The organism is Sphingomonas sp. NFR15 (genome assembly GCF_900103265.1).
Taxonomy (GTDB): domain Bacteria; phylum Pseudomonadota; class Alphaproteobacteria; order Sphingomonadales; family Sphingomonadaceae; genus Sphingomonas; species Sphingomonas pollutisoli.
The window spans coordinates 1-13,986 of sequence record NZ_FMWX01000005.1; the positions used below are offsets into that span (position 1 = coordinate 1).

General features: G+C 68.7%; 16 protein-coding genes. 3 read left to right on the forward strand and 13 right to left on the reverse strand.

The window, feature by feature from the left end; translation table 11 throughout:
* Both BLS81_RS12375 and BLS81_RS12380 read right to left on the reverse strand, forming a co-directional pair.
* The coding region (locus tag BLS81_RS12375; RefSeq protein WP_143023357.1) for an IS5 family transposase at positions 1-294 on the reverse strand (294 nt) is incomplete at its 3' end.
* A 63-nt stretch (positions 295-357) separates the two neighbouring features.
* On the reverse strand, positions 358-1,035 hold the full coding sequence (locus BLS81_RS12380; protein WP_093224306.1) for a FadR/GntR family transcriptional regulator: 678 nt from the start codon (positions 1,033-1,035) through the stop codon (positions 358-360).
* A gap of 294 nt (positions 1,036-1,329) precedes the next feature.
* Here BLS81_RS12380 and BLS81_RS12385 point away from each other — a divergent pair, with 294 nt between their 5' ends.
* Complete coding sequence (locus BLS81_RS12385; protein ID WP_256326238.1) at positions 1,330-1,599, forward strand: helix-turn-helix domain-containing protein; 270 nt, start codon at positions 1,330-1,332, stop codon at positions 1,597-1,599.
* 57 nt (positions 1,600-1,656) lie between these two features.
* On the opposite strand, the gene BLS81_RS12390 is transcribed toward BLS81_RS12385, so the two are convergent.
* Positions 1,657-2,064: a DUF3597 family protein gene (locus BLS81_RS12390; RefSeq protein ID WP_093224307.1), complete on the reverse strand. Its 408-nt coding sequence runs from the start codon at positions 2,062-2,064 to the stop codon at positions 1,657-1,659.
* A gap of 172 nt (positions 2,065-2,236) precedes the next feature.
* Between BLS81_RS12390 and BLS81_RS12395 the strand changes: the two genes are divergently transcribed.
* The gene (locus BLS81_RS12395) at positions 2,237-2,830 is read left to right on the forward strand and encodes a DUF4142 domain-containing protein (RefSeq protein ID WP_093224309.1); all 594 of its coding nucleotides are present in this window, start codon (positions 2,237-2,239) and stop codon (positions 2,828-2,830) included.
* 128 nt (positions 2,831-2,958) lie between these two features.
* Here BLS81_RS12395 and BLS81_RS12400 read toward each other — a convergent pair whose 3' ends face one another.
* The 8 genes from BLS81_RS12400 to BLS81_RS12440 are packed head-to-tail and all read right to left on the reverse strand — an operon-like array spanning position 2,959 to position 11,737.
* Positions 2,959-3,402 carry a DUF3606 domain-containing protein gene (locus BLS81_RS12400; RefSeq protein ID WP_093224310.1) on the reverse strand — a complete coding sequence of 148 codons (444 nt, stop codon included), beginning with the start codon at positions 3,400-3,402 and terminating at the stop codon, positions 2,959-2,961.
* 43 nt (positions 3,403-3,445) lie between these two features.
* Positions 3,446-4,078 (reverse strand): cysteine hydrolase family protein, encoded by a 633-nt coding sequence (locus BLS81_RS12405; RefSeq protein ID WP_093224312.1) that lies wholly within the window; start codon positions 4,076-4,078, stop codon positions 3,446-3,448.
* Between the two features lie 11 nt (positions 4,079-4,089).
* Positions 4,090-6,177 carry a bifunctional glycosyltransferase/UDP-glucuronate decarboxylase gene (locus BLS81_RS21295; protein ID WP_371128282.1) on the reverse strand — a complete coding sequence of 696 codons (2,088 nt, stop codon included), beginning with the start codon at positions 6,175-6,177 and terminating at the stop codon, positions 4,090-4,092.
* A complete protein-coding gene (locus BLS81_RS12420) occupies positions 6,174-7,262 on the reverse strand; it encodes a CgeB family protein (protein WP_093224313.1) in 1,089 nt (362 codons plus the stop codon). The genes BLS81_RS21295 and BLS81_RS12420 overlap by 4 nt, the downstream gene beginning before the upstream one ends.
* Positions 7,259-8,446 carry a CgeB family protein gene (locus BLS81_RS12425; RefSeq protein ID WP_093224315.1) on the reverse strand — a complete coding sequence of 396 codons (1,188 nt, stop codon included), beginning with the start codon at positions 8,444-8,446 and terminating at the stop codon, positions 7,259-7,261. Before BLS81_RS12425 ends, BLS81_RS12420 begins: the two co-directional genes overlap by 4 nt.
* A complete protein-coding gene (locus tag BLS81_RS12430) occupies positions 8,443-9,564 on the reverse strand; it encodes a glycosyltransferase family 4 protein (protein ID WP_256326219.1) in 1,122 nt (373 codons plus the stop codon). Before BLS81_RS12430 ends, BLS81_RS12425 begins: the two co-directional genes overlap by 4 nt.
* Positions 9,561-10,625 carry an SDR family NAD(P)-dependent oxidoreductase gene (locus BLS81_RS12435; protein ID WP_093224317.1) on the reverse strand — a complete coding sequence of 355 codons (1,065 nt, stop codon included), beginning with the start codon at positions 10,623-10,625 and terminating at the stop codon, positions 9,561-9,563. The genes BLS81_RS12430 and BLS81_RS12435 overlap by 4 nt, the downstream gene beginning before the upstream one ends.
* Positions 10,622-11,737, reverse strand: coding sequence for an NAD-dependent epimerase/dehydratase family protein (locus BLS81_RS12440; protein ID WP_256326220.1), 1,116 nt, complete (start codon positions 11,735-11,737; stop codon positions 10,622-10,624). The genes BLS81_RS12435 and BLS81_RS12440 overlap by 4 nt, the downstream gene beginning before the upstream one ends.
* Before the next feature lie 190 nt (positions 11,738-11,927).
* On the opposite strand from BLS81_RS12440, the gene BLS81_RS12445 reads away from it, so the two are divergent.
* Positions 11,928-12,509: a histidine phosphatase family protein gene (locus BLS81_RS12445; protein WP_093224319.1), complete on the forward strand. Its 582-nt coding sequence runs from the start codon at positions 11,928-11,930 to the stop codon at positions 12,507-12,509.
* On the opposite strand, the gene BLS81_RS12450 is transcribed toward BLS81_RS12445, so the two are convergent.
* Together BLS81_RS12450 and BLS81_RS12455 are read right to left on the reverse strand one after the other, a co-directional pair.
* A complete protein-coding gene (locus BLS81_RS12450; protein WP_093224321.1) occupies positions 12,487-12,921 on the reverse strand; it encodes a DUF6165 family protein in 435 nt (144 codons plus the stop codon). The two genes, BLS81_RS12445 and BLS81_RS12450, sit on opposite strands and share 23 nt — an antisense overlap.
* Positions 12,918-13,802 carry a glycosyltransferase family 9 protein gene (locus BLS81_RS12455; RefSeq protein ID WP_256326221.1) on the reverse strand — a complete coding sequence of 295 codons (885 nt, stop codon included), beginning with the start codon at positions 13,800-13,802 and terminating at the stop codon, positions 12,918-12,920. The genes BLS81_RS12450 and BLS81_RS12455 overlap by 4 nt, the downstream gene beginning before the upstream one ends.
* Between the last annotated feature and the right edge of the window lie 184 nt (positions 13,803-13,986).

The window sequence follows — 13,986 nt, forward strand, 5'->3', positions numbered from 1 at the left end:
CACGATCGTCGCATCGACCATGGCATATTCCAGGTCCGGCTCGTCCGACAGCGCGTCGAATATGCGTTTGAAAACATCGGCTTCGCGCCAGTCGCGGAAGCGCCGGAACGCCGTGCTCCAGTTGCCGAACCGTTCCGGCAGATCGCGCCACGGGCTGCCCGTACGCGCAATCCACAATACCGCCTCCAAGAACAGCCGGTTATCCCTGCCGCTTCGCCCGGGGTCCGTTCGCTTGCCCAGGCAATGCGGTTCAATCTTCGCCCACTGGGCATCCGTCAGTACGTCTCGATCCATCCCACGCTTGAATCACATTCCAGCCATCCTGTGAATCCCCACGCACCCTAAGGTCATCGTTCTTCAAGGCAGCAGCCGCTTGCGGCCCTCAAACAGGTGCCAGCGCATCGCCAGCGCGGCGCCGTCGGCGTCCTGCACGCGGATCGCATCGACCAGCATCTCATGCTCGCGCAACATCGCGCCGATCACCTCGGGCGGGCGCGAGCGCGAGATGTCGACGCCCGCGCGCATGATCCGCTCGACATCGGCGAACAGCGCCTCGAACGCGATCAGGAAGGCCGGGTTGGCGGTCGCCAGCACGATGCGGCGGTGCAGTTCCATATCCTCGTCATGCGCGGGCGCGCTCGACAGCAGCGCGGTGCGCAGCGCCTGCATCGCCGCGTCGATCCCGGCCATCTCCTCCGCCGAGCGGCGCGTGGCGGCGAGGCGGGCGGCTTCGGCCTCGAGCACGAAGCGCACTTCATAGGTGCCGAAGGTCGCCGACATATGATCCATCGGCATGAAGGCGATCAGCCGGTCGGACGGGCGGCTCTTGACGAACGAGCCGGCGCCGCGACGCGCTTCGGTGATGCCGTCCGCCGCCAGCCGGACCAGCGCCTCGCGCACGATCGTGCGCGACATGCCGAACATTTCCGCCAGCCGCGCCTCGGAGGGGAGCCGGTCTCCGACCGCGAGCGCATCGCCGTTGATGATCTCGACGATCCCGGCATAGGCCCGGTCGGCCAGGCGCCCTTCGCTCATCATTGCTCTCCGCGTCGCCGCCTCCGGGCGGGCGGCCGTGGTTGCAGATTAGGGGATGGCGATCAGGATCAAAACCCCTTCGGACACGATGATCTGTACGACAACATCCGCGAACATCCATAGAAAAATCGGCTAACCGTGCCCGGAGGCGCAATCGTCGCTTGAATCTGTCCAACCAATTCGCATAGCATCGGATTGCGGAGACTCACCACGAGCACCGCGCGCGTGGCCTGATCCGGCGGTCGAAAGTCCCGCCGGGCGATGCCATAAATGGGGAGAGGCTGTGTGAAGACGATGAGGCAGCAACCACTGGCGGCCGACACCGCGCCCGCGACCGACCGCTCGGCACCATTCGCCCGGCTCACGCCGACGCAGCGCAAGGTGCTCGACGGCGTTTACTCGGGGCAACTCAACAAGCAGATCGCGTTCGATCTCGGCATCGCCGAGGCGACCGTGAAGGCGCACATGACCGCGCTGATGCGCAAGCTCGACGTGCGCAACCGCACCCAATTGGCGGTGACCGCGCAGGCGCTCGGCTGGAGCGAAAGCGCGCTCACGCACTGACGCGGCGCTGCGCGAGCGGCGCGAACGGGCGGAGCCGTGGCCCCGCCCGCCCCTGAATCAGCCGCGCAGGCTGTCCGGCACGACGCCGCCGTTTTCGGCGAGCTTCGCCATCACCGCCTTGTGGAGCGCGATATTCTGCTCCGCGCTGCCATCGGCCCCGGCATGGACGTTCAGTTCGCCCGCCAGTTGCTTGCGCGCATCGAGGCTCGAATCGAGATCGAGCAGTTTGAGCAAATCGACGATCGACGACTGATAGTTGCCGCCGCCGTTCTTCATCGATGCCATTTCCGACAGCACCGCGCCGACATCCACCGCCTGAGCGGGCGCGGCTTGCGGGGCGGCGGCGGGGGTCGGCGCCGGCGCGGCCGCCGGTGTCGGGGTGGGGGCGGGCGCGGCGTTCGCCGCCGCGGGGGCGGCGGTCTTGTGGCCGAAGATCTTGCCCATGATGCTGCCGAAGATGCTCACGTGTGATGGTCCTCCTTGTCGCCGGTGGCCGGCTACCGGGGGGTGAAACGAAAGGCGCGGAGCAAAGGTCCGCGCCGGCGCTGGCATCGCGGCGCCGACGTCGCGCGGAACACCTGCCGCGGCGAGCCGTTGGGGAGGCGCGCGCCCGGCGCGCTCAACAGGAGAGACTTGTATGAAGATCAAGAGCTTGACGCTGCTTTCGGCAGCGACGCTCGCGCTGGCGGGCTGTGGCCAGAAGACCGACACGAGCACCGTGTCTGCCAACACCACCACCATTTCGGAGACCGATACCGTCAACGGTGCCGACACGATGAACGGCACGGACATGGCGACGGCGCCGGCGGCGGGCCAGACCTTCGCGAACACCGCCGCCGCGAGCGACGCGTTCGAAATCGCCACGTCGCGCGCCGCGCTCGACACCTCCAAATCGGCATCGGTGAAGGCGTTCGCGCAGAAGATGATCGACGCCCACACCGACTCGACCGCCAAGCTGAAGAAGGTCACCGCCGGCCTCAGCCCGGCAATCACCCCCGACCCGACGCTGACGCCCGAACAGCAGCAGAAGCTCGACGCGCTCAAGGCGCTGTCGGGTGCGGAGTTCGACAAGGCGTATATCGACGCGCAGACCGCCGGCCACCAGCAGACGCTCGATGCGCTCAAGACCTATGCGACCGGCGGCGACGTGCCTGCGCTCAAGACCTTCGCGAGCGATCTGGTGCCGATCGTCACCGCGCACCTCAACATGGCAAAGGGCCTCAAGGCCTGATGATCGCGCAGCCTGCCCGCGCGGCGCGGGCAGGCTGTATTCCCGCGTTTGAACCACCGCCTCCGTTCGTGCCGGGCGGATGACCCTGCGGGTCGCCCGGCCACGAACGGAGGATGGTTCACCCCGGCTCAGTGGACGCTGGCGGCGGCGCGCTTGCTGGCGAGCGCGTTGGCGGCTTTGCGGTCGGGGCCGGCTTTGCGGATGATGTCGCGCGCTTCGGCGGTGCTGATCTTGTGCTTGCGCGCGAAGTAGGAAACTTCATACGGCTGGTTCGCGGCCACGCGGCGGCGATCGGCCGCACCGCGCTTGCTCTTGTCGTCGCCGCTGCGCGCGCTCGATTTCGTCGCCGCCCGGCGGCGCGCGAACACGACGCCGCCGATCGCGGCCACCGCGCCGACGCCAAGCGCCGCACCGATCCCGAGCACCGTTGTGGACAGGCCGCCCGATGCCGCGCTGCCTTCATCGGCGGGGGAGGCCCCGCGCGGCGTGGTCGCCTTCAACGCCGCGAGCGGCGGCGGCTGGAGCGGGTAGGGCGAGGTGTTGGCTTCGGGCACGGGTGGCTGATGCGACATGTCGAACTCCCTTTGTGGCGGTTGTTCAACACGTAAGCGGCCATCATGGTTGCGCGGGCGCGTCGGCTTGCGCGCGCGACACCCACGCGTCGAGCGACAGGGTCGAGGTCGGCCGGGTCTCGGCGGTCATGCTGTTGGCCATGATCTCGAGCGCCCACCGCCCGCGCTCCGCCGTTTCGGCGGCGACCGCATCCTCGGGGATCCACAGATCATAGTCGCGCATGTGCGCGTCGGCGGCGGTGAACAGCACGCAGATGTCCGTGGCGATGCCGGTCAGGATCAGCCGGTTGACGCCGAGCTTGGGCAGCAGCACCGGCAGGTTGGTCGCGTAGAAGCCGGAGAATTGTGGCTTGATGATGAAATAATCGTCGTCGTTCGGCCGCAGCGCCGCGCTGATATCGTTCTCGTCTGCGAGTGCACTGTCGATCAGCCGCGAGCGTTCGGAATGCCATTCGCCGAAATTGTCGTTGACGAAGACCACCGGATATCCGGCACGCTCGGCGGTCTCGCGCAATTCCGCGATGACCCGCGCGGCGGCGAGCGCGCCGGGCTTGATCTGGTCGGCTTGCGGGAAATCGAAGCGGTTGATCATGTCGATGATGAGCAGCGCCGGCCGCTCCGGCTTCTGGTCGCGCGTGGCCGCCGTCGCCGGGTCGGGATGCTGGGCGTCGTACATCTCGGTCCCCGCTATTCGGCCGCAACCGTCAGCTTGCGCTCGACATCCGCCGAACCGATCTCCTCGGCGAACCACGCGCAGGTCCGCGCGAGTCCTTCGGCGAGCGACACGCGTGGCTGCCAGCCGAGCAGCGCCTGCGCGCGCGAGATGTCGGGTCGGCGGCGGCGCGGATCATCGACGGGCAAGGGCAGATAGTCGATCGCGACCGGCCCGCCGGTCACTGCAAGGATCTCGTCGAGCAATTCGGTGAGCGTGCGCTCCTCGGGGTTGCCGAGGTTGGTCGGCTCGAGCCCGTCGGCGTCGCTTTCCATCAGCCGGATCAACCCCTCGACCATGTCCGACACGTAGCAGAAGCTGCGCGTCTGGCTGCCGTCGCCGTAGATCGTGACCTTACGCCCGGAGAGCGCCTGGCAGATCAGGTTCGAGACGACGCGCCCGTCATCGGGGTGCATGTGCGGGCCATAGGTGTTGAAGATCCGCGCGACGCGCACCGCCGCGCGGCCCATCCGCGCGAAATCGAACGTCATCGCCTCGGCGGCGCGCTTGCCCTCGTCATAGCAGGCGCGCGGACCGGTGCAGTTGACGAAGCCGCGATAACCCTCGCGCTGCGGATGCACTTCGGGATCGCCATACACTTCGCTGGTCGAGGTGAGCAGGAAGCGTGCGCCCGAGCTTTCCGCGAGCCGCAACAGATGGCTGGTGCCGGTCACGCAGGTCAGCATCGTATGTTCGGGATCGGCCTGATATTGCGGCGGCGAGGCGGCGCAGGCGAGGTTGTAGATGCGCGTGAACCGATCGGTCAGCGCGACGATCGCGTCCGGCAGCGGGTTGACGATATCGCCTTCGACGAAGGTGAAATTGGGGTGCGCCTCCAGTACGCGCAGGTTCGACGGGCGCGCGGTCTGGAGATTGTCGAGGCAGACGATGTGCTCGCCGCGCGCGAGCAGTTCGGCGCACAGATGCGAGCCGATGAACCCGGCGCCGCCGGCGACAAGGGTGAGGGGCGGGTTCTGGGGGGACATGGTGGCGATCCTCTCGTGCGGCGCTGATTGCGCCGTTCTTTTGGTCAAATAGGCTTCGAGTTCCTCGGCGCGGTGCGCGGCGGTATGCGCGGCGAGCACGCGTGCGCGCGCCGCCGTGCCGATTGCCTCGGCGGGGCGCGACAAAGCCGCGATCGCGTCCTCAGTGGTGTCGGCGAGCACGATCTCGCGGTCGGGCGCGAACAGACTGTCGATCCCGTCCCAGCGGTCGGACAGGATCGGCGTGCCGCACGCCCCCGCCTCGAACAGCCGCACCGACGGCGACCAGCCCGCCGCGATCATGTCGGCGCGCGTGACGTTGAGCGTCATTCGCGACGCGCTGTAGAATTCGGCGTGCTGCGCCGGCGGCAGATGCTCGATCCGCTCGACGTTCGCCGGCCAGTCGATGTCGGCCGGATATTGCGGCCCCGCCACCGCGAAGCGCAGGTCGGGCCGGCGGCGGGCGGGTTCGATCAGCAGCCGTTCGAGCGTCGGCTGACGATCGGGGCTGTAGGTGCCGAGATAGGTCAGATCCCAGCGCTTGGGCACGTCGAGCGGGCGGTAGGCTTGCGGATCGACCGAGCAATGGAGAGCGCGCGCGGCGGGCGAGCCATAGTCGCGTTCGATCCGCGCGAGCGTCGGCCCGCCGGTGAACGACAGGTACAGGTCGAAGCCGGGGATCACCTGGGGCGACAGATATTCGAAATCGCCGCGCGCGAGCTTGGCGAGCGTCACCGGCGTGTCGATGTCGTAAAAGGCGGTCACACCTCGCGCCGCATCCTGCGCGAACCGCGCGACCGCGACGCCCTCGGGCACGTAGGAGCCGACGATCACCGCATCGGCTTGCGCGATCTCACCGCGCCAGCGTTCGAGGTCGGCGAGGTCTTGGTAATAAGCGAGCCGGCAGAAATGCGGGTCGATCAAGTCGCGGTGCGCGCCCGAATACCAGGGCACCTCACGCTCGAGGAACAGCACCTCATGCCCGCGCGCGGCATAGGCGGCGAGCAGCGCGCGGAAGGTGGTGGCATGGCCGTTGCCCCAGGACGAGCCGAGGCTGAGGCCGAGAACGACGAGTTTCATGCGGCCTCCGTCACGCGCTGGCGGTGTTGCTGGAAGATGCGGTGGACCTGCTCGCCGCGCAGCGCATAGGTGTGCTCGGCGCGCACCCGCGCCAGCGCCGCCGCGCCGATCGCCCGTGCGCGCGCCTCGGTCAGCGCGGCGAGATGTTCGGCGACATCCTGCCCGTCGCGCGCGACCAGCACCTCCTCGTCGGGGGTGAGGAACTGTTCGATTCCCTCCCACGCATCGGTGATGAGGCACGCCGCCGCGCCCGCCGCTTCGAACACGCGGGTCGCCGGCGAGAAGCCGATATGCGCCATCGAATCGCGCGCGACATTGAGGACAGCGCGCGGCGTGCAGTTGAACGCATTGTGATCGCCCGTGCCGACATGGCCGATCGCGCGCACGTTGGCGGGCATGCCCTTGTCGTGCCAGCCATTGCCGCCGAGCAGGAAGCTGCGCTCCGGCAGCGCGGCGGCGGGGCGGAGGAAGAACTCCTCGATCCGCGCCTCGCGGTCGGGCAGGCGGTTGGCGAGCAGGCCGAGATCGGCGGTGAAGCGCGGCTGCGGCGGCGCCGGATGGTGCGTCTCAGGGTCGAGCGCGTTGTACACCGGCACGCACTCGGCCGCGCCGAAGCCGGTGTACGCATCGATCACCGGCGGGCCGCCGCCATAGGTCAGCACCATGTCGATATCGGGCAGCGCCGCCAGCACCGGATGCGACGGATCGCCGCGCATCTCGTCTAGCGTGGCGGCGGCATCGACATCCCAGAAGATGCGCAAGGCATTGGGCCGGCTCAACGCGACCACACCTTCGAGCAGTTCGCGATCGAACACGCCGACCCCGTTCGCCTTGACGACGATGTCCGCGCCACCCGCCTCGGCGAGGACCGAACGCAAGCCTTCCTCCGTCGCCGGATAGACCACCGATCGCGCCCATTGCGGCGGATCGATGTCACGGTGCTGCTGGCGCTCGAACGCGTCGGGTTCGTAGAAGGTGATGTCATAGCCGTGCGCCGCGAGCGCCTTGAGGATGCCGCGATAATAGGTCGCCGCGCCGTTCCAGTAGGACGACAACAGGCTTGATCCGTAGAAGGCGATTTTCATGCGGCGGGTTCCTGTGCTTTTTCGTCACCCCAGCGCACGCTGGGGTCTTCGGCGGCGGCCGCGCGATCGGCCTCAAGAGATCCCGGCTTCCGCTGGGATGACGTGATGTGGTTCACGATGGCGAGCAGTTCGTCGACGCGGTGCGCGCAGCTATGCCGCGCGCGGATCGTCTCCAGCCCGCTGCGCACCAGGCTCGCGCGCAGATCGGCGTCGTCGCGCAACGCGGTGAGCTGTCGCGTCATCTCGTCGCCGTCGCGGGCGACGAGATAATCCTCGCCGGGCCGGAACAGCCCTTCGGCGTCGTTCCACGGTGCCGAGACCAGCGGAATCCCGCAGGCGAGCGCCTCGAACACGCGGATCGTCGGGATGCCGGGCAGGATCGTCGCATAATAGCGGCGCGGCACATGCACCGTCGCCAGATGGTTCGCGAAAATCTCGCCCGCGCGCGCGTTCGCGGCCCAGCCGTGATAGCGCACGCCGTAGCGCGCGAGCATCGCCTTGGCGTCATCGGGATAGCGCACCCCGTACACGTCGAGCGGCAGCGCGGCGGTCTGCGCCGGCCCGAACAGGAAGCGCTCAAGCTCCTCGGTGCGCTCGCCATCGCCCCAATTGCCGATCCAGACGAGCCCCTCGCGCGCGCGCTCTTGCTCGGGCGGATGGAAGCGGCGCAGATCGGCGGCCTCGTGCCACGTCCACACGCGGCCTTGCCAGCCCCAGCCGCGATACACTTCGGACAAGGTCTCGCCGAACGCCAGCACGCCGTCGTAGCCCGACAGATCGTAGGCGCGCATCGCCTCCGGTTCGCTCACCGCGCGGTGGTGTGTGTCGTGAAACAGCAGAGTGAAGCGTCCGCCGCGCGCACGCAGCCGGCCGATCGCGGCGACGAGATCATGGTCGTTCCACTCGTGAACGATCACCAGATCGGCCCCCTCGACCATCGCCTCGGGCGAAGCATCGGCCGGATACACCGTCGATGACAATTCCGGGTAGGCGGAGCGATACGCGTCCAGCCCCGCCTCGCCATGATCGGCGAGCAGATTGGCGAGGCTCCACGCGCCCGCCGGCTCCCACACCTGCACGTCATGCCCGCGCGCGATCAGCTCGCTCAGCACGCCGCGCAGGAAGTGCGCGTTGCCGTGGTTCCAGCACGACGCGAGCGAATGGGTGAAATAGACGATCTTCATGCCGCGATCCTCCCGCCGGGGACGGCCGCGCCGAGCAGGTCAGCGTAGATCGCCAGCATCCCGTCTGCCATCGCTTGCGGCGCGTAGCGCGCGGCGCGGCGGCGCGCGGCTTCGCCGAGCCGGCGGCGCAGCGCCGCATCGCCGATCACGGATTCGATCGCGCGGACATAGCCGTCCTCGTTGTCGCCGGGCACGAACACCGCCGCGCCGTCCCACAGCTCGCGGAATCCCTCGGTGTCCGACAGCACCAGCGCACAGCCCGCGCCAGCCGCTTCGAGCACCGCCAGCCCGAACGGCTCGAAAGACGCCGCCGAGACGAACACCGGCCGCGCCGCCAGCCGTTGCCCGAGCGCATCCGCGTCGAGCTGGCCGAGCAGATGGAGATGGGCGAGGTCGATATGCTCGCCATGCGGCCCGGTCGCCGCGCCCGCCGCGCTGAAAGGCACCGCCAGCCGCGCGGCGACGCGGTCGAGCAACTCGGCGCGCTTGACCCGGTCCCACAGCCGTCCGACCGTCAGGACTTCGTCGCGGAGTGCGCCGGGCTGGCCAAGCGGCGCGCGCCCGTTGTGGACGACCTGCGGCGCGCGCGGCAGCGCATAGTGGCGCGCGATCAGCGCGGCATAGCTCGCGGTCGGGGCGACCAGCCGGTCGGCGGCGCGCAAGCCGGTCGCCATCATGTCATGGTGCCAGCCGAATTGCGGATCGAGCGGCTCGCCGGGTCGCGCCGCCCGCCACCAGGTCGAGACGCAGCCGTGCGTGACGGCCACGGTCGGAACGGCGTGCGGCGTCGCGGCGAGCGTCGGCATGTTGAGCTGGACGAGATCGGAGCGGAGGTCGCGCGCGAGCGCCTCGATCGCCGCGCCCGCTGCGCGGATCGGCGCGGGGCCGTCGCACAGCCAGTCGAGCGGCAATCCGGTTTCGATCAGCGTCGCGCCCGCGATCGCGCGTGCCTCCGCGCGTTGCGCGGTGGATGGCGCCGGGCCGAGCAGCGCGAGCACCGGCACCGCCCCGCGCACCGACAGCCCGCGCGCGAGATCGAGGCCATATTGCCACACCCCGCCGACCGCATCGACGGTGAGCAGAACCCGCAAGCCGGCCGCGCGCGCGCCCTGGCTCACTGCGCGGCGACCTGTTCGGCGCCGATCGGCAGCCCGCGTTCGGCGGCGAGCCAGTGCGCCAGCCGGGCAACGCCCTCGCGCCACGGCGTCGGCGCGCCGAGGCCCAGTGTCGCTTGCGCCGCGCGCGTGTCGGCGACGAAATAGCGTTGGTCGCCCGCGCGCCAATCGTCGAACTGGATGTCCGGCGCGCCGCCGACCAACCTGCCGATATGATCGAGCAGCGTGCGCAGGCTCACCGCGTTGCCGGGGCCGCCGCCGAGGTTGAACGCGCGGCCCGCGACCGTATCGATATCGCGCCACACCGCCATGTACGCATCGACGGCGTCCTGGACTTCCAGGATGTCGCGCACCTGCTGCCCGTCGCCGTACAGAGTGATCGCGCGGCCTTCGAGCACGCGGATCAGGAAATGCGCGACCCAGCCCTGATCTTCGGTGCCCATCTGGCGCTCGCCGTAGATGCAGCTCATTCGCAGCACCGCCGCCGGCACGCCGAAGCTGCGCGCATAATCGAGCACGTACTGGTCGGCCGCGCCCTTCGAACAGCCATAGGGCGTGTGGAAGTCGAGCGGGCGCGCCTCGCCGATACCGTGCGCGCGCAAGTCCGCGTCGGCGGGCAGATAGCCGTGCTCGGTCGCGTCGAAATCGAGGTCGATCAGGTCGCCATAGACCTTGTTGGTCGAGGCGAAGATCACCGGCACCGGCGCGCCGGTCTGCCGCACCGCCTCGAGCAGGTTGAACGTGCCGCCGATGTTGATGTCGAAATCCTCGCGCGGATCGGCGAGGCTGGTGGTGACGGCGACCTGCGCCGCCATGTGGAACACTGCGCCCGCGCGCCGCGCCGCGCTGCCGAGCGTGTCGGCATCGCGCACGTCGGCGACGATCAGCTCGATCTTGTCGCCGTGCCGCTCCTTGAGCCATGCGACGTTGCGGTCCACCCCGGCGCGGGCAAGCGCGTCATAGACGATCACGTCATGGCCCATGCGCGCGAGCCGGTCGGCGATGTTGCAGCCGATGAACCCCGCGCCGCCGGTGACGAGGATCGGGCGACGGTCCGCGCTCATGCCACCAGCCCGCGCGCTTCGAGTTCGGCGCGCGCGTGCGCGACACGATCCTCGGCGGTCTGCTGCTGGACCCATTCGGCGAGTTCGGCGAGCCCCTCCTCGAAATCCTGCCGCGCTTCGAAGCCGAGCTTCTCGGCGGCGAGGCTGGTATCGCAGAAGCAATGGCGGATGTCGCCGATCCGCGCCTTGCCGACGATCTCGGGGGCGATGCTGTTCTTGCCCATCGCGCGCGCCAGCGCCTCGGCGACCTGCGTGACCGAACGGTCCTCGCCCGAGCCGATGTTGAAGGTCTGGCCCGTCGCCTCGGGCAGCACCAGCGCATCGGCGAACGCGCGCGCCACGTCGCTGACATGGACGAAATCGCGGCGCTGCTCGCCATCCTCGAAGATCATCGGCTGCTGGCCGTTGAGCAGCCGCGACGCGAAGATCGCCAGCACGCCGGTATAGGGGTTCGACAGCGCCTGGCCCGGACCATAGACGTTGAACAGCCGCAGGCACACGCTCTCGATGCCATAGGGCGCGCCCATGATGTGCGTGGTGCGTTCCTGCACGAACTTGTTGAGCGCATAGATCGAGGCGAGGCTGGGGCGCTTCCACTCGGGCGTCGCGACGGGCGCGAGCGGGCGGCCCTGCGCGTCGAGCGGATCCCAGATCTTCTGTCCGTCGCGGACCATGCCGCGCTCGGCGGTCTCGACGAGAGTGCCGTCGGGATCGCGGTACAGGCCCTCGCCGTAGATGCTCATCGACGAGGCGGTGACGACGCGCCGCACGGGATGGTCGATCAGCCGCTCGAACAGCACGGCGGTGCCGACGTCGTTGGTGGAGGTATAACGTTCGACCTCGTACATCGACTGGCCGACCCCGACTTCGGCGGCGAGATGGATCACGCTGTCGACGCCCTTCAGCGCGCCCGCCACCGCGTCGCCGTTACGGATGTCGGCTTGGATCAGCTCGACCTCGACGGGCATATCGGCGGGGCGCTCGCCCGCGCCGTGGACCTGCGGGATCAGCGCGTCGAGCACGCGAACACGGTTGCCACGGCGCAACAGCTCGCGCGAGACGAAGCGGCCAATAAAGCCCGCGCCACCGGTAATCAGGACTGTCTCGCTCAAAGCCATGGCCTCCTAATTTGATGTTGATCCAGATCAGGAAAAATGATTAATCCAGATCAAGATCGGTAAATGCGCTTGATTGTGAAGATTTGTTGCGCTTTCTTGTCAGTGGCAATGCTTCTTCTTCCTCTTTGTTCCCGATCGAAAACGATCAACAACTTAGCTGGCAAAATATTGGTGGAATGCGCCGATGCGGATCGTCATCCTGGTGCGGCACGGCACGCACGCTGAAGTCGGCCAAATCCTGAGCGGGCGCTCCGAAATCGCGCTCGGCGCGGGTGGCCGGGCCGAGGCGGCGGCGCTCGCCACGGCGCTCGACGGGACGCCGGTCGCCTCGCTGCATGTCAGCCCGCGCCGTCGCGCGCGGGAGACGGCGACGCCGTTCGCCGCGCGCCGCGCGCTCACCGCCGATATCGCGCCGGCGCTCGACGAGATTGATTTCGGCGCCTTCACCGGCCGCGCCTTCGCCGATCTTGATGGCGATCCTGAATGGTTCCGCTGGAATGCCGAGCGCGCCACCGCGCGCTGCCCGGGCGGCGAAACCATGGCCGAAGCCTGTGCGCGCGCCGAGCGTTACTTGGCGCAGCTCGCGCCCGACGGTTTCCCGGCGCTGTGCGTGACGCATTGCGACGTCATCCGTGGCCTCGTCGTCCAGCAGCTCGGCATCGGCTTCGAGCGGCTGTTCGCGCTCGAATGCGACCCCGCCTCGCGCACCACGATCGACCTCGATAGCGGCCGTGTCATCGCGCTCAATGAGCGGGTGCGGCCATGAGCGCTCGCGGCGCGGCGGCGATGCCGGCGTAGCTTTTCTCCTCGACCAAATCGGACTCGAGCACCGCGTTGATCCGCCGCTTGATCGCGGCGCGCTCGTCGTTGCGCCGATAGACCGAGCGCGCGAGCTGGATGAACTCGGCGCCGAACCGCGCCTCGGCCTCCTTCTCGCGGATCGCGTCCTCGATGTCCCACAACGCCTCGTTGACCGCGCGAAGCTCGGCGAACAGCGCCGCGACATCGGCCCGCCCGAGCGCGCTCGCCCCGATCGCGCCGAGCAGGCTGCGTTCCTTCTCGACATTCGCGCGGGCTTCGGGCCGGGCGATCCGCGCGCGCTTGATCTCGAGGATGCTGATCTTGTCGAGCAGTTCGCCCCACGACACCGGCACCGCCGGGCTTGCCAGATGCTTCATATGCTATCCTCCAGTGCGGGAAGGCCGAGCGCGGCGAGATCGCGTTCGACATCGGCGATGACGGTGCCCCAATCGCCCGCGCGCGGTTGGGCGTAGAGGCGTATCGTCGGATACCAGGCGCTGCGCCGTGCGTCCGGCGACCAGCGCCAATCGGGCTCCGCCTTGAGCAGCAGCCACGTCGGCTTGCCGAGCGCCCCGGCGAGATGCGCGATCATCGTGTCGACGGTGATGACGAGATCGGCGCCTGAAATTAGCCCGGCGGTGTGCGCCATGTCGAGCGGGCAGCCTTGCGGATTGCGCACGGCGAGATCGGTCGGCTCGGGCATCAGCGTGAAACAGGGCGCGAAGCGACAGAGCGGCGCGAACAGCGCCGAGGGCACCGAACGTTCGCCGTCCCAATCGCCGGCACCGTAACACAGCGCGACCGCGCCACGCGGGAGTGGCGCGGCCGCCGCGCGGAGGTAGGGCGCCGGGGTCGCATCCGGCGGGAGGCGAAGCGCGAAATCGAGTTCGGTGATCTCGATGTCGACCTCGGCGGGCGGCAGCGGACGCGCGACATAGAACGGGACGATCGTGATCCCGCGCCCCACGGTGGCGATCAGATCGCACAGGCGCGGCTGCACTTCCACCGTCACGGAGGCCGCTCGCGCGGCGAGCGGCGGGAGGAAGCGCGCAAATTGGATGGTGTCGCCAAGGCCGTGATAGCAGCGCACCAGCACGTCGCGCCTGTCGATCGCGCGCCCGTTCCACACCCAGCGCAGATGATAGGGCAGCGTGGGATCGTCGCGGGTCGCGGGGTCGCGCTCGGCGAGTGTCCGCGCGGCGAGCGCCCAAGCGGCGTCATAGTCCTCCGCGCGCATCGCCGCGACCCAAAGTGCCATCCGGTCCGCCATGCGCGAAGCAATCTTCGCGGAGCCGTAACGGTTCCCAAGTTCTTGTAAAAAGCTGCTCAGCCTTATCTAAGTTAAGGGTGCGAGTTTACATAGATCAAGTTGCGACGCTTTGTTGCTGATCGCGGAACAGCATGGTTCAATGTTCGTTGGCGTAACGAATCTGAAGTTTTTC